General features: G+C 65.3%; 21 protein-coding genes and 1 pseudogene. 12 read left to right on the top strand and 10 right to left on the bottom strand.

Features of this window, described 5'->3' with window-relative positions; all coding sequences use genetic code 11:
• Positions 1–96: 96 nt before the first annotated feature.
• The gene (rpoB, locus tag ASG20_RS09400) at positions 97–4251 is read right to left on the bottom strand and encodes a DNA-directed RNA polymerase subunit beta (protein ID WP_056051380.1); all 4155 of its coding nucleotides are present in this window, start codon (positions 4249–4251) and stop codon (positions 97–99) included.
• Positions 4252–4628: 377 nt separating this feature from the next.
• On the opposite strand from rpoB, the gene ASG20_RS09395 reads away from it, so the two are divergent.
• Positions 4629–5111 carry a hypothetical protein gene (locus ASG20_RS09395; RefSeq protein ID WP_056051378.1) on the top strand — a complete coding sequence of 161 codons (483 nt, stop codon included), beginning with the start codon at positions 4629–4631 and terminating at the stop codon, positions 5109–5111.
• Positions 5112–5319: 208 nt separating this feature from the next.
• Here the strand turns inward: ASG20_RS09395 and ASG20_RS09390 are convergent, their stop codons facing one another.
• A complete protein-coding gene (locus ASG20_RS09390) occupies positions 5320–6084 on the bottom strand; it encodes a M15 family metallopeptidase (protein ID WP_231420258.1) in 765 nt (254 codons plus the stop codon).
• A gap of 30 nt (positions 6085–6114) precedes the next feature.
• Between ASG20_RS09390 and ASG20_RS09385 the strand changes: the two genes are divergently transcribed.
• The 4 genes from ASG20_RS09385 to ASG20_RS09370 all read left to right on the top strand — a co-directional run bounded on the left by ASG20_RS09385 (position 6115) and on the right by ASG20_RS09370 (position 9175).
• Positions 6115–6843, top strand: coding sequence for an RluA family pseudouridine synthase (locus tag ASG20_RS09385; RefSeq protein WP_082470871.1), 729 nt, complete (start codon positions 6115–6117; stop codon positions 6841–6843).
• 21 nt (positions 6844–6864) lie between these two features.
• Entirely contained in the window at positions 6865–7290 is a 426-nt protein-coding gene (arfB, locus tag ASG20_RS09380) for an alternative ribosome rescue aminoacyl-tRNA hydrolase ArfB (RefSeq protein WP_056051376.1), read from the top strand.
• A gap of 165 nt (positions 7291–7455) precedes the next feature.
• Entirely contained in the window at positions 7456–7947 is a 492-nt protein-coding gene (locus ASG20_RS09375; protein ID WP_056051374.1) for a GAF domain-containing protein, read from the top strand.
• A gap of 118 nt (positions 7948–8065) precedes the next feature.
• Entirely contained in the window at positions 8066–9175 is a 1110-nt protein-coding gene (locus ASG20_RS09370; protein WP_082470945.1) for an RcnB family protein, read from the top strand.
• A gap of 16 nt (positions 9176–9191) precedes the next feature.
• Here ASG20_RS09370 and ASG20_RS09365 read toward each other — a convergent pair whose 3' ends face one another.
• The 5 genes from ASG20_RS09365 to ASG20_RS09340 all read right to left on the bottom strand — a co-directional run bounded on the left by ASG20_RS09365 (position 9192) and on the right by ASG20_RS09340 (position 14522).
• Positions 9192–10616: a hypothetical protein gene (locus ASG20_RS09365; protein WP_056051370.1), complete on the bottom strand. Its 1425-nt coding sequence runs from the start codon at positions 10614–10616 to the stop codon at positions 9192–9194.
• A 436-nt stretch (positions 10617–11052) separates the two neighbouring features.
• Positions 11053–12447, bottom strand: coding sequence for a dihydrolipoyl dehydrogenase (gene lpdA / locus ASG20_RS09355; protein WP_056051366.1), 1395 nt, complete (start codon positions 12445–12447; stop codon positions 11053–11055).
• Between the two features lie 16 nt (positions 12448–12463).
• The gene (locus ASG20_RS09350; protein WP_056052938.1) at positions 12464–12805 is read right to left on the bottom strand and encodes an acyl-CoA thioesterase; all 342 of its coding nucleotides are present in this window, start codon (positions 12803–12805) and stop codon (positions 12464–12466) included.
• A 44-nt stretch (positions 12806–12849) separates the two neighbouring features.
• Positions 12850–13062, bottom strand: a complete 213-nt coding sequence (locus tag ASG20_RS09345) for a hypothetical protein (RefSeq protein ID WP_056052935.1) — start codon at positions 13060–13062, stop codon at positions 12850–12852.
• Between the two features lie 107 nt (positions 13063–13169).
• Positions 13170–14522, bottom strand: coding sequence for a pyruvate dehydrogenase complex dihydrolipoamide acetyltransferase (locus ASG20_RS09340; RefSeq protein WP_056051364.1), 1353 nt, complete (start codon positions 14520–14522; stop codon positions 13170–13172).
• Positions 14523–14644: 122 nt separating this feature from the next.
• Between ASG20_RS09340 and ASG20_RS09335 the strand changes: the two genes are divergently transcribed.
• On the top strand, positions 14645–15100 hold the full coding sequence (locus ASG20_RS09335) for a universal stress protein (protein WP_056051362.1): 456 nt from the start codon (positions 14645–14647) through the stop codon (positions 15098–15100).
• On the opposite strand, the gene ASG20_RS09330 is transcribed toward ASG20_RS09335, so the two are convergent.
• Positions 15093–15749, bottom strand: coding sequence for a PAS domain-containing protein (locus ASG20_RS09330; protein ID WP_056051359.1), 657 nt, complete (start codon positions 15747–15749; stop codon positions 15093–15095). The genes ASG20_RS09335 and ASG20_RS09330 overlap by 8 nt on opposite strands.
• Before the next feature lie 211 nt (positions 15750–15960).
• Here ASG20_RS09330 and ASG20_RS09325 point away from each other — a divergent pair, with 211 nt between their 5' ends.
• Complete coding sequence (locus ASG20_RS09325; RefSeq protein ID WP_056051358.1) at positions 15961–17265, top strand: M20/M25/M40 family metallo-hydrolase; 1305 nt, start codon at positions 15961–15963, stop codon at positions 17263–17265.
• 57 nt (positions 17266–17322) lie between these two features.
• Here ASG20_RS09325 and ASG20_RS09320 read toward each other — a convergent pair whose 3' ends face one another.
• Both ASG20_RS09320 and ASG20_RS09315 read right to left on the bottom strand, forming a co-directional pair.
• Positions 17323–19680, bottom strand: coding sequence for a putative bifunctional diguanylate cyclase/phosphodiesterase (locus ASG20_RS09320; protein ID WP_231420260.1), 2358 nt, complete (start codon positions 19678–19680; stop codon positions 17323–17325).
• A gap of 136 nt (positions 19681–19816) precedes the next feature.
• On the bottom strand, positions 19817–21604 hold the full coding sequence (locus tag ASG20_RS09315) for a fatty acyl-AMP ligase (RefSeq protein WP_056051357.1): 1788 nt from the start codon (positions 21602–21604) through the stop codon (positions 19817–19819).
• 98 nt (positions 21605–21702) lie between these two features.
• Here ASG20_RS09315 and ASG20_RS19795 point away from each other — a divergent pair, with 98 nt between their 5' ends.
• The 5 genes and pseudogenes from ASG20_RS19795 to ASG20_RS20095 form a co-directional block, all read left to right on the top strand.
• Positions 21703–22380, top strand: coding sequence for a regulatory protein RecX (locus ASG20_RS19795; protein ID WP_201780717.1), 678 nt, complete (start codon positions 21703–21705; stop codon positions 22378–22380).
• Positions 22381–22474: 94 nt separating this feature from the next.
• Positions 22475–23059, top strand: coding sequence for a cold shock domain-containing protein (locus tag ASG20_RS09305; protein ID WP_082470870.1), 585 nt, complete (start codon positions 22475–22477; stop codon positions 23057–23059).
• Positions 23059–23553 (top strand): DUF192 domain-containing protein, encoded by a 495-nt coding sequence (locus ASG20_RS09300; RefSeq protein WP_082470869.1) that lies wholly within the window; start codon positions 23059–23061, stop codon positions 23551–23553. Before ASG20_RS09305 ends, ASG20_RS09300 begins: the two co-directional genes overlap by 1 nt.
• A 276-nt stretch (positions 23554–23829) precedes the next feature.
• Positions 23830–24222, top strand: a complete 393-nt coding sequence (locus ASG20_RS09295) for an NADH:ubiquinone oxidoreductase subunit NDUFA12 (protein WP_056051356.1) — start codon at positions 23830–23832, stop codon at positions 24220–24222.
• 119 nt (positions 24223–24341) lie between these two features.
• Positions 24342–24653: pseudogene (locus ASG20_RS20095) on the top strand (DUF2155 domain-containing protein); the annotation flags it as partial.
• Positions 24654–24673: the final 20 nt, after the last annotated feature.

Genomic DNA, 24673 nt, shown 5'->3' with positions numbered 1-24673 from the left:
GCTAGGGGAGGGGATGTCGTAGCCTCTCGGGGTGGTGCCTGCGGGGACAGACCCTCCCCCGACCCCTCCCGCAAGCGGGAGGGGAGGAGTTGAGGCTTACTCCGCCGCGATCTGGATGCCGTCGCTGTCGAAGCCGGGCTCCGACTGCTTCAGGTCCACATTCAGGCCGAGCGAGCGCATTTCCTTGACGAGCACGTTGAAGCTCTCCGGAATGCCGGCCTCGAACGTGTCGTCGCCCTTGACGATCGCCTCGTAGACCTTGGTGCGGCCGACCACGTCGTCCGACTTCACCGTCAGCATTTCCTGCAAGGTGTACGCTGCGCCGTAGGCCTGGAGTGCCCAGACCTCCATCTCGCCGAAGCGCTGCCCACCGAACTGCGCCTTACCACCCAGCGGCTGCTGCGTGACCAGCGAGTACGGCCCGATCGACCGTGCGTGGATCTTGTCGTCGACCAGATGGTGGAGCTTCAGCATGTAGATGTAGCCCACCGTCACCTTGCGATCGAACTGATCGCCGGTGCGGCCGTCGAACAGGTCCGACTGACCCGACGTGTCGAGGCCCGCCAGCGCCAGCATCGCCGAGACATCGGCTTCGCGGGCACCATCGAACACCGGCGTCGCCATCGGCACGCCGCCCTTCAGGTTCTTGGCGAGCTCGACGATCTCGTCACCCGTGCGGGCGTCGATCTCGGCGTGATACTGCTCGCCGTACACCGTCTTGAGACGATCGCGGACCGCCTCCGGCATCGCACCCGGCTTGGCGTCCGGATTCTCTTCGCGCCACGTCTCGAGAGCCGCGGTGATCGACTGACCCAGGCCACGTGCGGCCCAGCCCAGATGCGTCTCGAAGATCTGGCCGACGTTCATGCGCGACGGCACGCCCAGCGGGTTGAGCACGATATCGACCGGCGTACCGTCGGCGAGGAACGGCATGTCCTCCGCCGGCAGGATGCGGCTGATGACGCCCTTGTTGCCGTGACGGCCGGCCATCTTGTCGCCCGGCTGCAGCTTGCGCTTCACCGCAACGAACACCTTGACCATCTTCAGCACGCCCGGCGACAACTCGTCACCACGCTCCAGCTTCTCGCGACGATCGTGGAACTTGTCCGTGATCAGCTTGGCGGCATCGTCATACTGGATCTTGACCGCTTCCAGATCGCTCTGGACCTTGTCGTCGGCGACCGCGAACTTCCACCACTCGTGGCGGTCGACGCTGTCGAGCAGATCCATGTCGATCACGACGCCCTTCTTGACGCCCTTCGGCGCCGAGGTGGCGGTCTGGTCGAGCAGCATCTCGCGAAGACGCGACCAGGTCGCACGGTTCAGGATCGAACGCTCGTCGTCCGAATCCTTCTTCAGGCGCTCGATCTCCTCGCGCTCGATCGCCATCGCGCGCTCGTCCTTGTCGATGCCGTGACGGTTGAAGACGCGAACGTCGACGACGGTACCCGACACGCCCGGCGGCAGGCGAAGCGACGTATCGCGCACGTCGCTGGCCTTCTCGCCGAAGATCGCACGGAGAAGCTTCTCCTCCGGCGTCATCGGCGATTCACCCTTCGGCGTGATCTTGCCGGCGAGAATATCGCCTGGCTCAACCTCTGCACCGATGTAGACGATGCCCGCCTCGTCGAGGTTGCGAAGCGCTTCCTCGCCGACGTTCGGGATGTCGCGCGTGATGTCCTCAGGCCCGAGCTTCGTGTCGCGAGCCATCACCTCGAACTCGTCGATATGGATCGACGTGAACACGTCGTCCTTCACGATCCGCTCGGAGATCAGGATCGAATCCTCGTAGTTGTAACCGTTCCACGGCATGAACGCGACGAGGCTGTTGCGACCCAGCGCCAGCTCGCCGAACTCGGTCGACGGGCCGTCGGCGAGCACGTCGCCGGCACGGACCGCATCGCCCACCTTCACCAGCGGACGCTGGTTGATGCAGGTCGACTGGTTCGAGCGCTGGAACTTCATCAGCGTGTAGATGTCGACGCCCGACTTGCCGGCATCGATCTCGCCGGTCGCCCGGATCACGATACGCGCCGCGTCGACCTGATCGACGATGCCCGCACGCTTGGCCGAGATCGCGGCGCCCGAGTCACGCGCCACGGTCTCTTCCATGCCGGTGCCGACGAACGGCGCCTCGGCCTGGACGAGCGGCACGGCCTGACGCTGCATGTTCGAGCCCATCAGTGCGCGGTTGGCGTCATCGTTTTCCAGGAACGGAATGAGCGATGCGGCGACCGAGACGAGCTGCTTGGGGCTGACGTCCATCAACGTGATGTTGTCGGGCAGCGCCATCAGGAATTCGCCAGCCTGACGCGACGACACCAGCTCCTCGACGAAGCCGTTCGACGAATCGAGCTCGGCGTTGGCCTGCGCGATCGTGTGCTTGGCCTCTTCCATCGCCGACAGATAGACGACGTCGTCGGTGACCTTGTGGTCGACGACCTTGCGGTACGGCGTCTCGATGAAGCCGTACTTGTTCACCCGCGAGAAGCTGGCGAGCGAGTTGATCAGACCGATGTTCGGGCCTTCCGGCGTCTCGATCGGGCAGATGCGGCCGTAATGCGTCGGGTGAACGTCGCGGACTTCGAAGCCAGCGCGCTCACGCGTCAGACCACCTGGTCCAAGTGCCGACACGCGACGCTTGTGCGTGACTTCCGACAGCGGGTTGGTCTGATCCATGAACTGCGACAGCTGCGACGAGCCGAAGAATTCACGAACCGCGGCAACCGCAGGCTTCGCGTTGATCAGGTCGTTCGGCATGACCGTCGAAACGTCGACCGACGACATGCGCTCCTTCACGGCGCGCTCCATGCGGAGCAGACCGACGCGGTACTGGTTCTCGAGCAACTCGCCGACCGAACGGACACGACGGTTACCGAGGTTGTCGATATCGTCGATTTCGCCCTTGCCGTCCTTGAGGTTCACGAGCGTCTTGATGACCTCGAGAATATCCTCGGTGCGCAGCGTCGTCACGGTGTCCTCGACGTCGAGGTCGAGACGCATGTTGAGCTTCACGCGGCCGACGGCCGACAGATCGTAGCGGTCCGGATCGAAGAACAGACCCGAGAACAATGCCTCGGCGGTCTCCAGCGTCGGCGGCTCGCCGGGACGCATTACGCGGTAGATGTCGGACAGCGCCTGCTCGCGCTCCTCGGCCTTGTCGACCTTGAGCGTGTTGCGGATCCACGGACCCGTTGCGACGTGATCGATGTCGAGCAGGTCCAGGCGCTCGATGCCTGCCTGGTCGAGCAGTTCGAGGTTCTCGGCGGTCACTTCGTCACCGGCTTCGATGTAGATACGGCCGGTCGACTCGTCGATCAGGTCGTAGGCCGAATAGCGGCCGAAAATTTCCTCGGTCGGGATCAGCAGGTCGGTGAGACCGTCCTTGAACGCCTTGTTGGCAGCGCGTGGGCTGATCTTCTGGCCGTTCGGGAACACGACTTCGCCGGTCTTCGCATCGACGATGTCGAACATCGGCTTCTGGCCACGCCAGTTCTCGACCTGGAACGGAACGATCCAGCCACCCTGGCCGCGGACGAACGTCACGCGGTTGTAGAAATAGTTGAGGATCTCTTCCGACGTCATGCCGAGCGCGTAGAGCAGCGCCGTGACGGGCAGCTTGCGCTTGCGATCGATGCGGACGTTGACGATGTCCTTCGCGTCGAACTCGAAATCGAGCCACGAACCGCGATACGGGATCACGCGCGCCGCGAACAGGTACTTGCCCGATGCGTGCGTCTTGCCGCGATCGTGATCGAACAGGACGCCCGGCGAACGGTGCATCTGCGAAACGATGACGCGCTCGGTGCCGTTGATGAAGAACGTGCCGTTCTCGGTCATGAGCGGCATGTCGCCCATGTACACGTCCTGCTCCTTGATATCGATGACCGACTTGGCCTCGGTATCGGGATCAACCTCGAACGCTGTCAAACGCAGCGTGACGCGCATCGGCGCGGCGTAGGTGATGCCGCGCTGGCGGCATTCCTCGACGTCGAACTTCGGCGGCTCAAGGACGTAGTCGTCGAAATCGAGATAGGCGGTGCCGGCGAAATCCTGGATCGGGAACACGCTGCGCAGCGTCTTCTCGAGACCCGAGACGTGGCCGATCGACTTGTCGGAGCGCAGGAACTGCTCGTAGCTCTCGCGCTGGACTTCGATCAGGTTCGGCATCTGCACGACTTCGTGGATGTTGCCGAAAACCTTGCGGATACGGCGCTTTGCAGTGCCGTGTTCGATCGCCTTGGAAGCCATAGGTTTTGTTTCGCCCTATAAAAACTGACGGATCAGTCGTAATTTCGTGCTTGGGAACCCCCAAGCGGGACGCACGTTCACGCAAAAAGGCCGCGCGCATCAGGTGCGGCGGCTCTCAGCGTATGAAACCTCGGTATCCAATACGATCGACACGCTGCGCGACGGCATGTCATTTCCCGGATGCTGTGGTGAGATGCGGATATAGGCGCGCCGCGGCGTCATGTCAAAGGGTGGACGCGACACGGTCGTTTCGACACGACCGCACTGCCGGAAATACTATAGCTATGGTCAAACGCCTGACGCTATTGCATCTTTGGTAATATTTGACGCGTATATTCAGTGTTACCGTTTGGCATTCGCAGGGGAGTAGCGACGTCATGAACGCGAAGATCGCAGAGCGAGAAGTATCCGATCAGGACCGTGCGAATTGGATTCGGTTGATCGAAGATCACGAGAAGATTGCCCGGCAATGTTCGGAACTCGTTAATTTATCACGAGAATCTAATACGCAAAGCGCGTTCGCGTCGCGCAAGCTGATCGAGCTGGCGGTGACCGTCGCCGATCATCTGGGCGTCGAGGACGAAGTCATCGATCGCACCGTCGTGGCGATGGAAGCGCGATGCTCGGCCGATACGATCGCGATGATGGAGGAGGATCTCGACATCCTGCGCTCGGACTGGAAGGCGTTCATCGGCCACTGGCTGCCGACGATTTCTCCCGACGACTGGGCTGCGTTCGGCATCCAGGCGGAGTCGATGCTCGACCGGCTGTCGCTCCAGGTGAAGCTGGAGACCGAATTGCTGTACGATCACGCGTTGCAGGACGGCGTCGTGCGTACGGGCGGACTGGTGCTGCACTGATTGGGTAGAGTGGGGCATCCAATGGGATCGTAACTCAAAGGTGCCCCCCCAAAAAACTACCACCCCGGCGGCGGCCGGGGCCCAGTTGGAAAGGTGGCAGTAACGAAGCGCTGCCCGTCGTCAGCAACGTTCCCCAACTGGGCCCCGGCCTTCGCCGGGGTGGTGCCGTCGCTAGCGATGTGCGTCGCTAGCGAAACGTCGAAATCGCCTACCGCCGCTTCTTCTTCGACGGCACCACCACGACCGGAGCCACCGGCACCGGCGGTTGCGCCGACACCTTCACCACCAGCGGCAGCACGGCGGGATCCGCCGGATACAACCGCCGCGCCCGCGCGAACACGAACCGCGCCTTCGCCGCCCCGGGCGCACTGCCGCTCGTGCCCACCCAGCGCCAGTGCCAGGGCTCCCATTTCACGTTCTGCTTGTTGCCACCGGGAAAGCTCTGCTCGAACCCGAACCGCGGCGCGTTCAGCCGCAGCCAGCGCGCGGCAGGCGTCGCGGCCATGCACGCCTCCGCATCGGGACACCCGTTCGCAGGCCGGACCGCGAAATCGAGCGCATAGCCGGTCGAATGCTCGCTATATCCAGGCGGCGCGACTGAGATCGCCCGGTTGGCCGCGGTGCTGATTTCGCCGCGGCAGAACACGCTGCGCTGGCGCGCGATCGACCGCTGACACGAGAGCGCGCGGAGCTGGCCCATCACGGAAGAATCGCCCTGCGCCGCTGCGAACAGCCGGAGCAGATCGGGCAGGATATCGGCGCGTACGACGCATGGATTGCCCACCGAATATTCGGACGGCAGCGTGACCAGTTCGGTTTCGGCGGCGTCGCCATACGGCAGATGCCCGAACGCGCGACCGTCGGGGGCGATCGCCGCGCTCTGGCCTTCGCACAATTGGGCCTCCGCGACGGTCGGGGCGAAGAGGAGCGCGAGGGCCAGCGTGCGGTGCAACATCGACGCGGGCTCTGGCACGCAGGCGCTAATGATGGCAAGGGCGGCGCCATGCATGGTGAACGCGTACTCTTCCTCGACGGCGAGGCCCTGGTAATCGACAAGCCCGCAGGGCTGCCGGTCGATCCGCCCCGCGATGGCTCGCTGAGCCTCGAAAATCATCTCGAAAGCCTGAAGTTCGGCTTCCAGCGCTGGCCGAAGGCGGTGCACCGGCTCGACCGCGACACGAGCGGCTGCCTTTTGTTGTCGCGCAATCCCAAGGCGCATGCCCGGTTGCAGCAGGCGTTCGAACAGGGCCTCGTCTCGAAACGCTACGTCGCCCTCCTCGACGGCGTCGTCGAGGGCACGTCCGGCCTGATCGAGATGGCGCTGGGCAAGGTCAGCACCGCCGAGACCGGCTGGCGGATGGTCGAGGACCCTGACGGCAAGAAGTCGCGGACCAAGTGGCGCGTGCTCGAGATCAGGGACGGGCGTTCGCTGGTCGAGTTCCTGCCCGAGACCGGCCGTACGCACCAGATCCGCGTCCACGCGGCGAGCGGCCTCGGCGCGCCGGTGGTCGGCGACGGCGTCTACGGCAAGGCGGACGGGCTCGGCATGATGCTCCACGCGCAGCGGCTTATCGTCCCGCGCCCGGGCAAGCCCGACGTGCTCGCCGAAGCGCCGCTGCCCGAGCGGTTCGCCAAGGCCGGGTTCGCCGATGAAGCGTCTGCTGACACTGCCGATACGCCGATCCTCCCAATTGCTCACGGCGATGCGACGCCGGACTCCGTCGACGGCTGAGGCTGGCGAGGGCAGGGGCTGATGGTCGCGATCCCGATCACCCGATCGATCTCGATCGACGACAGTGAACTGATCGAGAGCACGACGCGCTCGGGCGGTCCCGGTGGTCAGCACGTCAACACCACCGACAGCGCGGTGATCCTGCGCTTCGACGTCGGCCTGTCGCCGGGCTTGCCGCTGGCGGTGAAGAACCGCATCGCCGTGCTGGCTGGATCGCGATTGACGCGCGACGGTGTGCTGGTGCTGCGTAGCGAGGGATCGCGGTCGCAGTTACTCAACCGCCAGGAGGTCCGCGAACGCCTCGTCGCAATGATCAAGGAGGCGACGATCGTCCCTAAGGCGCGTCGCGCGACCAAGCCGTCCAAGGCAGCGAAGGCGCGTCGGGTCGACACGAAGAAGGTGCGCAGCGGTGTGAAGGCGGGCCGGGGAAAAGTGCGCGACGATTGAGCGATTCATGATCAGGTGCCATCCCTCCGCACCGTCACCCCAGCGAAAGCTGGGGTATCCTTGAGGAACGGGCCGCCGACGCCAACATGGAGGTCCCAGCTTTCGCTGGGATGACGGATTTTGGAGCGTGCTAGTTCCATCAAGACGCCGACCAAGGAAGATCACATGTACCAGTTCGATATCTCCGCCGGCACCAAGGCCGATCTCTACCGCGACCTGCTTGCCGCGCTAGACGCGCTGACCGCAGACGAGACCGATCCGATCGCCAACATGGCGAATGCCGCCGCGCTGGTGTGGGAGTATCTGCCCGATCTTAATTGGGCAGGCTTCTACCGGCTGGTGCCCGAAGCGCAGAGTGGCGAACTCGTCCTCGGGCCGTTCCAAGGCAAGGTCGCGTGCATCCGTATCCCGGTCGGCAAGGGCGTCTGCGGGGCCGCTGCCGCGACGCTGACCACGCAACTGGTCGACGACGTGCACGCATTCCCGGGACACATCGCCTGCGACGCGGCAAGCCGGTCGGAACTGGTGGTACCGGTGATCAAGGACGGCACGCTGGTCGCCGTGCTCGATCTCGACAGCCCGGAGCCGGCGCGGTTCGACGCTGAGGATGCGGCAGGCTGCGAGGCGCTCGCGGCATTGTTGGGCCAGCGTCTGTAGGCGCTGCTCCGTTTCGGGACGGTACGCTTGCTGGTGACTCGCCCCCGGCTTTGGTAAGCAACCCCTCAAGACATCCGGCGTTTGCGCGGGATAGGGTGGCGGAACCAGGGAGATGAACATGCGGAGCCTTATTCTCGCGAGCGCAGGGCTCGCCTTGGTCGGCGGCGGCGCGGCGTACGCGCAGCAGCGGCCCGGCGCCGGCTACGGCATGCCGGGCGCGACGATGCAGGCACCGATGGCGAATCCCCGCCGGCCCGGTCCGATAGCCGCCAATCCTCCCATCGTGCAGACCGCGTCGCGACAGGTGGGACCGCACCGCCAGCCGCGTTGGGGCAGCAAGATCGGCGGTCGCTGGTGGGCCGGTGCGAACGCGCCGGGCGGCTGGACCGGCTACCGCCGCCCGCATCGCGGCTGGGCGGTGCCCGGCTATTGGAATGCGCCGCGCTTCTACGTGGGCGACTGGTCGACCTACGGTCTTCCGCAACCGCCGCAGGGGTATAACTGGGCGCGCTACTACGACGACGCCGTCCTGATCGACCCGCGAGGATCGGTCTACGACACCGTCGGCGACGTCGATTGGGACCGCTATGATTCGAGCAGTTCGGTGACGATAAGTCCTCGAGATTATGCGGCAAACGACACGGTGTACGCCGGGCCGAGCGAACGCGGGTATGCGCCGCCATATGATGATGGTCGCACGCCGCGGTCGGACGATGGTCGCTACAACCGGCGCGACACGGGTTTGGGCGGTGCCGCGATCGGTGCTGTAGCCGGTGGCGTCGCGGGCAACGTCATCGCCGGACGTGGCAACCGTCTCGGCGGTACGCTGATCGGTGCCGGCGTCGGCGCAGCGGCGGGCTACGCGATCGACAAGGCCGAGGATCGTGGCCGTCGCACGCCGCCACCACTCCGTGCGGGATACGGCGCAGGCTATCCGCCGCCCGCGCCGTATGCTGACGATTATGCGCCGCCCCCGCGCACATATGCGGACGACTACGCGCCGCCCTATGGCGCCGGCTATCAGCCGCCGCGTACCTACGCGAGTGCGCCGGGCGAAACCTGGGTTTCGCGCGATGGCGCCACGACGGTCACGACGACCAGCGGCCCGGCCTATCCGGCAGGCTCAACGACGGTGGTCGTTCAATCCGTCCCGGTGACGACGACCACGACGACCACCGAATATTACGAGACGGTGCCCTATCCGCGGCGCAAGCTACGCCGGCGCTAGGGGCGCTGCCCGTGGCTTACCCCAGCATGCCGGCATAGGACTGGGGCGGGAGGGGTAGCGTCAGGCGCGCCGCCAGCCCGCTGCAGATCACGATCGTCAGCGCAATTGCGCCGATCATCAGGACCCGCCGCCGCGGTGAGCGATCGGCGAGCAGGACGACGGAAACCGCCGTCGCGATCATCGGCCACAGGTGATAGCGCAGGTCGGACGCGATGCTCAGCACCGCGAAGCTGACTTCCAGCGCTAGGGCGGATACCAGCAATGCGGTGGCGAGTTCGCGGACAGGATCGCGCGGGCGCGACAGGCTTGCGGCAAGCGCGGTGATCGCGACGACGATCCAGGCGATCGGCCAGCCGAGCGGGGTCTCGACGATCATCGCGGTCAGCACCTCCCACGCGCGGGCCGCTGCACTGGGGTTGGCGAGCCCGATCGTGTTCGGCTCGGACGCGACGGGCGGCGCGGCGCTCGGCCAGTGGAACGGGACCAGCCACCGGTCGGTCGAGTTCAGATGCGCGAAGCGGTGCCCGGCATAGGCGATCGGATGATGCAGCGCCGCCGACGCCAGCGTGACGTACAGCGTCGCGGTCGGCAGCGCGCGCAGCCGTGCCATCGTCGTTCCGCAATGCGCATCGTCGCCGAGCGGATCCCAGAAGAACGGCTTCGCGCACCGCCGCTGGATTACAGTCTCGGTCTCTTGCCGGGTAAGGCCGATGGTGTTGCCGTCCGGCGTACGCGCGGCGATGCCCGCTATGTCGTAGAGCGCCTGCGTCGCTTCGACCCCACTGGGTTGCGCGCGGAGCAGTTGATGGTTCACGATCGGCGCGACGCCGAGCACGGCGACGACCGCGACGAGACCGGCGACGAGCTTGGCGAAGGGGTGTACCGGGCGCGGGGCAAGCGTCACGATCAGCGGAACGACGATGAACACGGCGTTGGCGCGGACCAGCACGGCGTAGGCGAGCAGCAGTGCGACCGGGATGTACATCGCGCGGGGCGGCGGGCGCCGCGCGAGCCGCCACCAGCCTATGATGCCGACTGCAGCGAGAAGCGCGCCAGCGAGTTGCGCATCCTTGAGCACGACGCCCTGCCAGCCGAGAAAGGGCGGGAGCAGGCCGATCGCGAGGATCGCGGCGGCGCCGCGGGCGCGACCGATCCGGGCCAGCGCTGCGGCGATCAAACCGAGCCCGAGCCAATAGGTGACGAGTTGCAGGACCAGCATCGGCGTCGCACCGGGCCCGAGCGGCGCCAGCAGCGCCCAGACTCGCGCCATCGCCGGTGGGTGCCAATCGTCGTACACGCCCGACAGGACCTGCTGATATTGCGTGACGGTGTCGTACATCGCGGTGCCCGGCCAGAACAGCGCGAGCGAGGCGATGCACAGTGCGACCGCCGTTATCGTGATATGGCGGTGCGTGAGGCGGGAGTCTGGTTCGATCGACATTCGCGGGTCCCGCACCGGTGGCTTATGCACCGCGAAATCCTGAAAGCGGGATGTCGTGGCCGGCGCGACCCTTTGACGCGTCGCGCGCAAGGGTCAAGAGAGATAGGGCCGAAACGGGATGGTTCGCTCGGATCGGTCGGTCGGCCGGATATCAGACTGGTCTCGACTTCGTGCCTGACAAGAACAATGCCGCCCCACTCGCCTCCGTCATCCTGACGAAAGTCAGGATCCAGAGCGATAAAGCGCCGCGGGCGGTACCCTGGGTCCTGACTTTCGTCAGGATGACGGAGAAGGAGTACCAACCTCAAGTCGTCCCCCGCTATAGAGTGGCTGGCGCTTGCCAGACGGAGGGGGCGGAAAGGAAGGACCTCGGTTCCGTGTCCTCCCCCTCCGACGTCTTCGGCGTCACCTCACCCTTACGGGGAGGATCAGTTGCTCAGTAGTGGATCGCCCGGCCATAGGCGGCGAGGACGCTTTCGTGCATCATCTCGGACAACGTCGGATGCGCGAACACCGTCTCCATCAGCTCCGCCTCGGTAGTCTCGAGCTGGCGCGCGACGACATAGCCCTGGATCAGCTCGGTCACTTCCGCGCCGACCATGTGCGCCCCGAGCAGTTCGCCGGTCTTCGCATCGAACACCGTCTTCACGAAGCCCTCGGCCTCGCCTAGCGCGATCGCCTTGCCGTTGCCGATGAAGGGGAATTTGCCGACCTTCAGCTCGTACCCGGCTTCCTTCGCCTTCGCCTCGGTCATGCCGACCGACGCAACCTGCGGGCGCGAATAGGTGCAGCCGGGGATGTTGGCCTTATCCATCTGGTGCGGCGAGCCGCCGGCGATCTTCTCGACCGCGATGATGCCCTCATGGCTTGCCTTGTGCGCCAGCCACGGCGCGCCGGTGACGTCGCCGATCGCCCAGATGCCGTCGACGTTGGTGCGGCCGTAGCCGTCGGTCTTGATATGGCCGCGGTCGGTTTCGACGCCCAAAGCCTCAAGCCCGATATTCTCGGTGTTGGGGACGATGCCAATCGCGATGATCGCGTGGCTGAAGGTCTCTTCCGAAACCTTGCCGTCCTTCGCCTTGATCTTGGCCGTGACGCCGTTCGCCGAGGGCGCGAGACCCTCCAGACCGGTCTGGGTCAGCAGCTTGATGCCCTGCTTTGTCAGCGCCTTGTCCATGAACGCGGAGACTTCCTCGTCCTCGACGGGGAGGATCCGCGGGAGCATCTCGACGATCGTCACGTCGGCGCCCATGTCGTTGTAGAAGCTGGCGAACTCGACGCCGATCGCACCCGAGCCGATGACCAGCAGCTTGGTCGGCATCTCGGTCGGGACCATCGCGTGTCGGTAAGTCCAGATCCGCTCGCCGTCAGCCTTGGCGAACGGCAGGTCGCGCGCGCGGGCGCCGGTCGCGACGATGATGTTCTTGGCTTCGAGCTCGACGGTCTTGTCGCCCTGCTTGACGCTGAGCTTGCCCTTCGCCGTCACGGTGCCGACGCCTTCGACGACGGTCACCTTGTTCTTCTTCATCAGGCCCTTGACGCCCGCGTTCAGCTGGCCCGCGACCTTGCGCGAGCGGTCGACGATCTTGGCGAGGTCGAAGCCGACATTGTCCGCCTTGAGGCCATAGCTCTCGGCGTTCTGCATGTAGTGATAGATTTCCGACGTGCGCAGCAGCGCCTTGGTCGGGATGCAGCCCCAGTTGAGGCAGATGCCGCCCAAGCGCTCGCGCTCGACGATCGCGACCTTCAGGCCGAGTTGCGACGCGCGGATCGCAGCGACGTAGCCGCCGGGGCCCGAGCCGAGGATGACGAGATCATAGGTATCAGCCACGGTAGAGTCCTTTGAATTAATTGGTTTCGGGCGGCACGGGCCGCGGTTTGCGATCGTCGCCGACCGCTACGAAGATGAAGCGCGCCTGGGTCACCTTGCAGCTGTCGTTGCTGTGCCGCGCGCGGCGCCAAGCCTCGACCTCGATCGTCATGGAGGTGCGACCGACCGCGCTCAGGTCGGCATAAACCGAGACTTCGTCACCGACGACGACGGGCATGTGGAACTTCATCGCGTCCGCTGCGATCGTGACGGCACGACCGCCGCTGCGCCGGGACGCGACCGAGCCCGCGGCAAGATCCATCTGGCCCATCAGCCAGCCGCCGAAGATGTCGCCATAGGGGTTGGCGTCGGCCGGCATCGCGGTAACGCGGATCGTCGGGGCCTTGTTGGGAGGCAGGTCGGTCACGCTTCACTCCTGCGGGTCGTTTGGTCGAGACGGCGGGCGCGGCGCAGCGGTCCCACGCCCATCAGCATGGTCGCCACCATCGCCGCGGCACCGCACGACCAGATCACGTCCTGCCCGAGCGGATAGGACCATGCCGCCGCCCAGGTGATCGCGATTGCTACTACGAGGCCTGCGAGGATGTGCAGGATCTCGATGGTCGTCTTCTTCATGTCGAACACCCCCCTAAACCGTTCGTGCCAAGCGCAGTCGAGGTACATGAGTCTCATGCCCTTCGACTTCGCTCAGGGCGAACGGAGTGGAGGCGGTGGTCACGATCTTACGCCAGCATGCCCAGCGGGTTCTCGACGAGATGCTTGAACGCCTTCATGAACTGCGCGCCGTCCGCACCGTCGATCGCGCGGTGATCGAAGCTGCCGGTCGCCGACATCACGGTCGCTACGGTCAGCTCGTCACCGACTACGTACGGACGCTTCTCGCCAGCACCGACCGCGAGGATCATCGCCTGCGGCGGGTTGATCACCGCATCGAACTGCGTGATGCCGAACATGCCCATGTTGCTGATCGAGGCGGTACCGCCCTGATATTCCTCGGGCTTGAGCTTGCCGTCGCGAGCGCGGGCGGCGAGGTCCTTCATCTGCGTCGAGATCGACGACAGCGACGCGGTGTCCGCACCGACGATGATTGGCGTGATAAGGCCCGACGGCGTGCTCACCGCGACCGAGATGTCGGCCCGCTGGAAGGTAATGAGCTGGTCGGGCGTGAACATCACGTTGCAGGTCGGGACCTGCATCAGCGCGACGGCCTGCGCCTTGATCAGCAGGTCGTTGACCGACAGCTTCACGCCGCGCGATTCGAGGCTTTTGTTCAGCTCGCCACGCAGCTTGAGCAGCGCATCGAGGCGGATGTTCACCGTCAGGTAGATGTGCGGAACGGTCTGCTTTGACTCGGTCAGGCGACGCGCGATCGTCTTGCGGACGTTGCTGAGCTTGGTCGTCTCGTGCGGGATATCCGGCACGGTCGCAGGCTTCGCGGCAGGGGCCGGAGTAGCGGCAGCCGTCGGCACAGCAGCGTCGGTCTTCGCAGCGACAGGCGCAGCACCCGGCTTCGCGCTCTCGACGTCGGCCTTGACTATGCGACCCTTGGGGCCGGAACCCGACACGGCGCCGAGATCGATACCCTTGTCGGCGGCAAGACGGCGCGCAAGCGGGCTCGCCTTCACGCGGTCGCCGCTGGCGGCAGGCTTGGCTGCACCGGCATCGTCGGGACGGCCATGATCCTCAGCCGAAGCCTCGGTCCGCTCGACCGGCTTGGCCTCGGTCCCGGTCTTGTTCGGGTCCGTCGGATCGGGCTTGGCCTCCGATTCCTTCGCGGCGGGCTCGGGCGTCTCGCTCTTGGTCGGCGCGGAAGAGATCGACGACGCGTCCTCGCCCTCTTCGGCGATGATGGCGATGACCGTGCCGACCTTCACGTTGTCGGTACCCTCGGCGACGAGGATCTTGACCACGGTGCCTTCGTCGACGGCTTCGAATTCCATCGTCGCCTTGTCGGTCTCGATCTCGGCCATCAGGTCGCCGGATTTCACGACGTCGCCCTCCTTGATCAACCATTTGGCGAGGGTACCCTCCTCCATGGTCGGGGACAGCGCAGGCATCTTGATCTCGATCGACATGGATTTCCCCAGGGCGTGACGTAACGGCATGCCTACTCGCGCCCTCGTCCGCTCGGGTCAACCCCGGCGCACTTGCGTATCGACCCGCCTCGGCCCAATTACCGGCGATAACGGGGGCGAAAATGCGCATTTATCTGGTGGTGATCGACGACAGTCCCGAAGCTGGCATCGCGTTGCGCTTTGCCGCGCGGCGTGCGGTGAAGACCGGCGGCGGCGTCGAGATTCTCACCGTGATCCCGCCGCAGGAGTTCATCGCGTTCGGCGGCGTCCAGGCGACTATCGAGGAGGAGGCGCGGTTGCACGCCGAGGGGTTGGTCGCCGGCGCCGCGGGTACGTTGCTGGAGGAATCCGGTCTGCGTCCGTCGATTACTGTCCGCGAAGGCGAAGCACCCAAGATCATCCGCGAGATGATCGCGGCCAACCCAGAGATCGCCGCACTGGTGCTCGGCGCGGCCGCGATCGGCGCGCCGGGCGAGTTGATCGCGCATTTCGCGGGAACCGACGCGGGCGCGCTGCCGGTCCCCGTCATGATCATTCCCGGGTCGCTGACGCGCGAGGCGATCGATCGTCTTAGCTGACGTCCACCAGCGATCGGGTCGACAACAGCCGTTCGACATCATCGATGCCGGAGCGTGTCAGCTGGAGTGCTTCGCGCATGCTATCGGGCGGATCGACCAGCGATTTGGCCTCCAGCACACGAATCCAGCGATCCAAGGTCGCGCGATTCAGACCGAGCTGGCTGGCGACCGAGTCGACCGTTGCGATCCGACTCTCGGCCTCCGCCACATAGACGCTCAACAGCAGTGCCCAGGCATGATCGGCGAACAGATCGCCGCCCAGCGTCTTATCGCGTGCCTGCATGACCGCGAGCAGATCCTTTGCGCGGCGCCAAAGACTATGCGGCAGGCGATCGTCATGACGCGGACCTGCAATCATCGAGCCGAGTGGGGCGGCGGCCGACATCGTGCCGACGAGATGGCCGCTCTCGCCGCTGCCGATACGCAAAACCTGGACGGTGAGCGTGATGATACTGCCATCGCCGCCAAGATATCGCTTGCGGATCGATTGCGACTGACCATTCGGACGAAGAGCCTGGACCTGCGATACGTTGCGAGCGATATCCTCAGGATGCGTGATTGACGTATACGACATGCCGATCAGCTCTGTACGCGTACGTTTCAGCACACGAGCCACCGGTTCATCGATGGCTTGTATGATACCGTCCATATTCGAGATTGAATGGCCTATAATCACTATCGGTCCCGGATTTCGATAAGTACCTCTACGCATTTGATTAAAAAGTATCAAATCTGAATCATGTTCGTGCGATTTATCGATTCCGCCGAAAGTGATCTTCGGCTGAATTCCAGTTTCAGTTGGTTCGTCTCAGCGATATTAAACACTTGAGGCAGGCCTGCGATCCGGGCACGATCATTCGATGTCGATCTTTATCGTTCCGCTGCTTCTCGCAGCCGCCGCCCCGCTCGCCCCCGCACCTGCGACCCAATCCGCTACCTCTGCGACCCGATTGAAGGCGGACGTCGCAACGATGGTCGATTTCGGCACACGCCACACGGCGTCGACCACGACCGACCCCAAACGCGGTATCGGCGCCGCGCGGACCTGGGCAGCGCGCCGCTTTACGGAGATCGGTGCATCGTGCGGCGGGTGCATCACGGTCGACCGGATTTCGCGACGTTTCACCGGCCCGCGGGCACCGACCGGCGTGGTGGTAGAAGACGTCCTGGGGATCCAGAAGGGCCGCGATCCGAACCGGGTGGTGATCGTCGGTGCGCATATCGACAGCCGCGTGACCGATGTCATGAACGCGACCTCCGATGCGCCGGGCGCGAACGACAATGCCTCGGGCGTGGCGCTGGTCCTGGAGGCCGCGCGCTTGCTGTCGCAACGTCAGTTCGACGCGACGATCGTTTACGCGGTGTTCTCGGGCGAAGAACAGGGCTTGTGGGGCGCCGAACTGCTCGCCGATACGGCGAAGGCGCGCGGCTGGCAGGTGTCGGCGATGCTCAACAACGACATCGTCGGCAACACGGTCGGTCAGGGCGGCGTCCGGGTCGCGGACAAGGTGCGCGTGTTTTCGGAAGGCATTCGCGCATCGGAAGACATGGTCGCGCAACAGGGACGGCGTGCGGAGGGCGGAGAGGACGATGGCCCGAGTCGCGCGCTGGCCAAGGCGATCGATGGGATCGCCGGCGGCATTCCGGGCGGGCTCGACGTGATGATCGATCGGCGGCCGGATCGGTTCGGTCGCGGTGGCGATCACGAACCGTTTCTCAAGCTCGGCTATCCCGCGGTACGGTTCTCGGTCGCGGCCGAGAACTGGGATCGCCAGCATCAGGATCTGCGTACCGAAAAAGGTGCCGTCTACGGCGACACGATCGAGGGCATGGACTTTCCGTATCTGGCCAAGGTGACGGCGATCAACGTGACGACGATCGCGCAGATTGCCGCCGCGCCGGCGGCGCCCGAAGACGTATCGATCGCGGGTGCCTTGTCGCGCGATACGACGGTCAAATGGACTGCCGTGCCGGGCGCTGCACGCTACCGCGTCCGGTGGCGTCGCAACGATTCGCAGGGCTGGACGGACGTCCGCGACGTGACGGGTACGCAGACGGTGCTGGTCCAGGTGCCGGTCGACGACACGTTCGTCGGCGTGTCGGCACTGTCGGCGGATGGCGCCGAGAGCCTCGTCAGTTTCGGTGGGCGGGAGCGCCGCCGGTAAGCGCGGTTGGAGATTACGGTCGGTAATCGGGGTTGGCAGTAGATGGCGGCTGTCGGATCAGGCGGCCGCCGACTTTTGCCAACCGCGGTTGGCCAGCGCGCGGGCTTCGTCGACCGGAAGCGGGCGACCGAAATAATAGCCCTGAACCTTGGTGCAGCCGAATTGCCGGACCATCCGGTGTTCGGCCTCGGTCTCGACGCCCTCGGCGGTGGTCGCCATGCCGAGGCTCTCGGCCAGCGCGACGACCGCACGAATGATCGCGATCGCCTCGCGCATCCCCTTGGCCGCGTCCTGGACGAAGCTGCGATCGATCTTGATCGATGAGAACCGCGTCCGGCTGAGATAACCAAGCGACGAATAGCCGGTCCCGAAATCGTCGAGGCTGAGCCGCACGCCGAGATCGAGGACGCGCTCGAGGACCTTAGCGACGCCCAGCCCCTCATGCATGAACACGCTCTCGGTCACTTCGAGCTCGAGCCGTTCGGCGGACAGGCCGGAGCTGGCGAGCGCGCCGGTGACGGTCGTCACGAATCCGGGGTTGTGCAGCTGGTCGGGCGATACATTGACCGCGATCCGGATCATTGACGGCCAGCGCGCAGCCTCCTCGCACGCGGTGCGCAGGACCCAGGCGCCGATATTGGCGATCAGCCGGGTTTCCTCGGCAAGCGGGATGAACTTGTCGGGCGATACGATGCCGAATTCCGGGCTGTTCCAGCGCAGCAACGCCTCGAAACCCAGCAGGACGCCGGTTTCGGCGTCGACGACGGGCTGGTAGACGAGATGCATCTCGCCATTCTCGACTGCGGTGCGGAGCGCAATCTCGAGGACGCGGCGCTCTTCGGCCTGAACGTGAAGCGCGGGTTCGTAGCTGCGGTAGACGCCGCGACCGGCATCCTTGGCGCGGTACAAGGCGAGATCGGCCGAACGGATGAGCATTTCCGCGGTCCGGCCATCGCGCGGACCGACCGCGAGACCGATGCTCGCGCCGATGTAGAGCGTGTGCGCATCCATTTCATAGGGCAGCGACAGTGAGTCGATGATCCGCTGGGCGAGCGATTCGAGCGCGACCTGATCGCTGGCGTCGCGGACGATGACCGCGAACTCGTCGCCACCGAGCCGGCCGCACAGTTCATTGTCGGTCATCAACTGGCTCAGCCGTTCGGATACGCGGCTCAGCAGGCGATCGCCGAACGGATGGCCAAGCGTGTCGTTGACCGCCTTGAACCGGTCGAGGTCGAGCATCATGAACGCGTACCGGCCGCCCCATTGGCCGGCCTCGCCGATCGTCCGGACCAGTGTTTCGTTGACCATCAGCCGGTTGGGCAGCCCGGTGAGCGTGTCGAAGCGCGCCATTCGGTTGATCTTGTCGACCGACTTGCGCTGTTCGGTGATGTCGGAGCCGACCCCGCGGAACCCGCTGAACATGCCGCGGTCGTCGAACCGCGGCGAGGCCGCGATCTCCCACCAGCGGTCTTCGCCCTTGATCTGCACGGGCAGGCGCAGGTCGCGAAAACTCTCGCGTTTCTTCATCTTGTCGGCGAGCGTGCGCAATCCGGTGGCGAAATCGCCGGTCTCCCAAGTCGGCCCGGCGAGCAGCTGGAGCAACGGCATGCCGTCGATGCTGGCTGGATCGAGGCCGGCGGCGAACGCGAAACGCGGCGAGGCGCGGACGATGCGGCGCGTGGCATCGGTCTCCCACAGCCAGTCGGCGCCGGTCTCCTCGAACTCGCGCAGCAGCAGGCTGACGGTCTCGTCGCGCTCGTCGAGCGCCATCTCGCTGGCGTGGAGCAGCATCAGCGTCCGCGCGCGGCTCACGCAGACCAGCATCAGCAGCAGGGTGAAGACGAACACGCCGACCGAGGCCGCGATCGTGCCTGCCATAGCTAGCTGGAGCGTGACAGCACTGCCAAGATACCCGAGGAAGACCAAGGTTCCGAGCGTCAGCGGCGCCATCGCGAACGCCGCGCCAGTCATCAGTGCGCACAGGGTCAGCCCGAGACCCGCGGTCGTCCCGGACGGCGCATGGGTACAGAACAGCACGGGGACGGTCGACCATGCCAGTGCCAGCAGCAAGCCTTCCCAGCCGGTGTTGCGGACATCGCGCAGCACGATCTGGCCATCGCCGAGTTGAGGTGCTCTGAGACGCCGGGCCGCGATGCCGACGACGACGAGCAGCAGCACGCCGAGCCAGCTGGCGATCTGCCATTGCGGCGACGTGTCGTCGACCAGCAGCGCCGTGGCGGTTGCGGCGACACCGTTCGCCGCGAGCATCACCAGCGCCATCCTGCGCCCGCCGTGCAGTTGCGCAGTCCGGATCCGGCTCCATTCGACCGGATCGGAGCCGTCGCGCAGACCTAACAACAAGGGAAGCGTGACTGCGATCCCGCGCAACGGTGAAGGGGTTTTGATGCTCACGGAGCGAACCCTAATAAGCTTTAGTTAGCAGACTGTTGGCGTACCGTCGCCGATATCACGATTCATCGCGGATCTCTGTCCTACCGGCGCTTCTGCCCAACTAAGAACCGCGGAGCATCGCAATCGAGGCGCTATCTCAGGCTGCGATATCGTATGGTTTGATATCGCCGCTGAGATACAGGTTGCGAGCCTTAGCCCGGCTGAGTTTGCCCGACGAGGTGCGCGGCAGGGTGCGTGGCGGGATCAACTCGATCAGACAGTTCATGCCGGTCACCGAGCGGACACGCTCGCGGATCTCGTCGCGCAGGCGCAGGCGTTCGGCTTCGTCGGAGCTGCGGCACTGGACCAATACGGCGGGGGTTTCCTCGCCGCCGGGCGTCGTGATCGCGAACGCGGCGATGTCGCCGGCCTTGAAGCCGGGAAGCTGTTCCACCGCCCATTCGATATCCTGCGGCCAGTGGTTCTTGCCGTTGACGATGATCATGTCCTTGGCGCGGCCGACGATGTAGATGTAGCCGTCCGACATATAGCCCATGTCGCCGGTATCGAGCCAACCGTCCGCCATGCACGCCTCGGTCGCGGCATCGTCGCGGAAATAGCCGACCATCACCGACTTGCCGCTGCACCACACCTTGCCGATCGCGCGCTCGGGGAGGGGGGTGCTGTCCTCTTCACGGATCTCGATCTGCATGTCGCGGACCGGCTTGCCGCAGTTGACGATCGCGCGGTAGCGCTGGGGGCGGTCACCACCGCGCGAGCCACCCGAGAGCTGTGTTTCCTCGACGAGTTCGACGCGGATGCCTTCGCCCGGCGGCATCAACGAAACCGCGAGCGTCGCCTCGGCAAGGCCGTAGCTCGGCAGGAACGCGCTGGCCTTGAAGCCTGCATCGGCGAACGCGTCGACGAACGACTGCATCACGTCGGGACGGATCATGTCGGCGCCATTGCCCGCGACGCGCCAGCGCGACAGGTCGAAGCGGTCGCTGGCCTTGGTTTGCGAGGACATGCGGCGCGCGCAGATATCGTAGCCGAAGGTCGGCGAATAGCTGAGCGTCGTGCCTTCGTTGCGGCTGATGAGATCGAGCCACGCGAGCGGACGGCGCGCGAAATCCTCGGTCTTGAGGTAGTCGGTGGAGACCTGGTTGGCGATCGGCGACAGGAAGCAGCCGACGAGACCCATGTCGTGATACCAGGGCAGCCAGGAGACACAGCGATCGGTGTCGCAGACTTCCATGCCGTGGCTGTGCGCAGCGAGGTTGTTGAGCAGCGCGGCATGCGTGATGACGACGCCGTGCGGGAAGCGCGTCGAGCCGCTCGAATATTGCAGATATGCGATGTCGTCCGGCTTCGCTTCGGGGAGCGTTGCAGCAGGCGCCTCGCGCGTCGCGAACTCGGACCAGTCGATCCCGATGTTGCCAGACAGGCGCGCGGCCTCGCCCGCCATCTGCGCGAGTTCGGGCGGGAAGATCAGCATTTTTGGGTCGCAGCTTTCAAGCTGGACGCGAAGCTGTTCGATGTACGAATCGCGGCCGCCGAACGAGGTCGGCAACGGCAACGGCACGGGCCATGCGCCGGCATAGACGACGCCGAAGAACAATGCGGCGAACTCGGGGCCGGTCTCCGCGACCAGCGCGATGCGATCGGCGGGGGCAACACCGGCGGCGATCAGGCGATCCGCCATCGCACGCGCGTCCGCACGGAGCTGGCTGTAGGGATAGGGTTGCGACAAACTGCCACGCGCGTCGTGAAAATTAAGACCACGGTTACCGCTCGCGGCGTAGTCGAGGGCTTCGCCCAGCGTGCCGAAATCGGCGAAGCGGCGCGGCAGGGCGTCTGCGGTCGGCGTGGCGACAGGCGCCGCTACGGTCTGGCCGTGCTTGCCGTCGGTGGTGGCCGTGTCGGTCGTTACCGTTTCGGTCGTCATCGCAGTTCCTGCCTTGCTCCGTCGCGGCGATCGAACACGCCACGCCTATCTCTAGTCTAGCCGTTCAACTTCGGGTGTCAGTGTGGCACAATGATGGCGTGGACGACGATGACGATGCCCTCGACCCGCAACGGGGTGCTAGCGACTCCGACAATAGTCGCTCGACGGATGGTCGTGGCGCGGCGAAGCGCGGCGGATGGGGCAAAGGCCAGGACAGTAGCCGATCGCGCGAACGGCCTGCGCCCAAACCACTCGATGCCGCCGCGCTCGAACGTTTGGCGCTCCGCTACGTCGAACGATTCGCGACGACGCGGGGGCGGCTGACCGATTACCTCAACCGCAAGATCCGCGAACGCGGCTGGGCCGACGAGGCTGCCGGCGCCGCCGCAGACCCTGCCGAGTTGGCGCACCGTATGGCCGAACTCGGATATGTCGACGACCGGGCCTTTGCCGAGCAGCGCGCGGCGGCGATGCAGCGACGGGGCCTTGGGGCGCGACGTGTCGCGGGCGCATTTCGCGAAGCGGGCATCGATGAAAGCGACGCGGACTCGGTCGCGCCGGCGATTGCCGACCGCGCGGTCGAATCGGCGCTGGCGTTCGCACGTCGCAAGCGGATCGGCCCATACGGCAGCGGGGACGGCGATAGGCACGGGGACCGAAAACTGCACGAGAAGCAACTTGCGGCAATGCTTCGCGCCGGTCACCGTTTCGATCTGGCACGCCGGATCGTCGCCGCCCCGCCGTCGACGGTTGTAGAAGCATCAGATTTCGAGTGATGTCCGTTATGGATTCGTTGCGATTGCGACGAAGCGTGCTAGCTAGGCGGCTAGGGGTGTAATGATGCGTATAGTGACGCAAACAGGGGCGGAAATGCCGATCGAAACTGCGATCGAAGCCACCATCGACAACGGGGGACTATTGGCCGGACTTGTCGGCGGCGTCGATGTGCGTGCGATCGGCGGCGTCATCAAGTGGTTCGACGTGACCCGTGGGTTCGGCTTCGCCGTCGCGGATGACGATAGCGTTGGCGATATCCTCGTCCATTTTTCCGTCCTGCAGCCTCATGGTCGCCGCAGCCTGCCCGAGGGCGCACGAATCGAGACCCTGTCGGTTCAGCGTGGACGCGGGTTCCAGGCGCGCGAGATCGTCTCGATAGACATGACCAATGCCGTCGCCGAGGTGGAGCGTTCGTCGACATCGTCGCCGGACCGGGTCGATCCGATCGCGATGATCGATGCCGCTGGCCCGTTCGAGCCGGTCGTCGTCAAATGGTTCAACCGCCTCAAGGGCTATGGCTTTCTCGTCCGTAGCGCTGACGGCAGCGATATATTCGTCCATATGGAGACGCTGCGTCGCGCAGGGATCGAATCGGTCGAGCCCGAGCAACCGCTCCGCGCGCGGGTCGTCGCAGGACGGAAGGGGCCGCTGGCGGTCGTGGTCGAAGAGGGTTTGTAATGAGCGTATTTGCCAAGGCCGGTCTGGCCGCGGTTCTGGTTGGCGGAGCGGGAGCGGGCGGGATCGCGTACATGCATGCCGATACCAAGACCGAGAATGCCCCGGTGCTTACGCTCACGATCAAAAGCGCGAACGGCCCGCATGTGTTCGTCGTCGAGCGCGCGAAGACGGCGGCCGAACAGGAACGCGGGCTGATGTACCGGACCGATCTTAAACCCGATGGCGGGATGTTGTTCTGGCCCTATCCGGCGGACGGCGGCGCTCCGGTGAACGCGAACTTCTGGATGAAGAACACGCCGAGTCCGCTCGACATTCTCTACATCCGTGCAGACCGGACGATCGCCCGGATCGCGGACAACACCGTACCGTTTTCCGAGGCGCCGATCCCGTCGGGCGAACCGGTCGGCGCGGTGCTGGAACTGATGGGTGGACGGTCTGCGGAATTGGGGATCGCCGAGGGTGATCGCGTAACCTGGGACGAGAGCGCGAAGTAGCGCGGTAGGGGCTGCCGGATCGCCGAGCCGGGCTGATGGGGAAGGCTGCGTCTCTACGCGGGTAAGATGTTTCCCCGCAAAGGCGGGGACCAGACTGGGTTCCCTCTTTTGCGGGAGAACAAGGGGGAGCGGCATGCCGGTCGAACGTCGGCACCTCCTTGCTGCAAAAGGGTGAGCAACGACACGCCTCTCGAATAACACAGGAAGCGAGGCTTCGCCTGACCTCGGCCATCATCATGGTTGATGCCCGCCCTCACTCGGGTTAAGCGCATCGGCATGGGCTTTCTTGCATCGACTTTCACGTGGTGGAACGGCGCCACCCTCGGCACCAAATTCGGCTTGCGCAGCATGGCGAAGAAGGGCGAGGACGCGCTTGGCAACGTCTATTACGAGGGCGGCAAGGATACCGCCGGCAACCCGCGTCGCTGGGTGATCTATCAGGGCGCGACTGACGCCAGCCGGGTCCCGCCCGCGTGGTTCAGCTGGTTGCATCATCAGGTCGACGACGTTCCCGAGCGCGCTTTGCCGCCGGTTCGGGCCTGGCAGAAGCCGGCGATTCCCAACATGACCGGCACCGCGCTCGCGTATCGTCCTTCGGGTGCGCTCGAAAAGGGCGGAACGCGTGCGGCGGCCACCGGTGACTACGAAGCCTGGGTCCCCGAAGGGTGAATTTGCGCTGGCTTGCCGCGGCCGTGCTGGTCGCGGTGCTGGGGATCGGCGGCTGGTTCGGCTATCGCGCGTTGCAGACGCCGAATAAGCCTGCCGGGGTCGTCCAGCAGGATCTGCCGATGGCGGACGAGTCGGCGAGTTCCTCCGTCGAAACGATCGATACCGGGGCGGCGGCGATCGCGAATGGCGGAACGCCGATGGCGCAACGCGTTGCGGTGATCGGCATCCTGAACAAGCGAAATGGCGAAACGCACGACGTTACGCTGAAGCCCGGTCAGGCGACGCGGATGGGCGATGTGGTGCTGCGGCTGCGCGCCTGCGAACAGACCGCGCCGTGGGAGCAGGAGCAACTGACCGGCGCGTTCGTCCAGGTGCTGGTGCGCGGCGTCGACACGCACTGGCGCCGGACGTTTTCAGGTTGGCTCTACAAGGAACGCCCCGCGCTGAACGC

Origin of the sequence: Sphingomonas sp. Leaf198, from assembly GCF_001424005.1 — a bacterium.
Lineage (GTDB): Bacteria > Pseudomonadota > Alphaproteobacteria > Sphingomonadales > Sphingomonadaceae > Sphingomonas.
The sequence above is the reverse complement of the archived record's forward strand: the minus strand, read 5'-3'. Positions and strand labels throughout refer to the sequence as shown.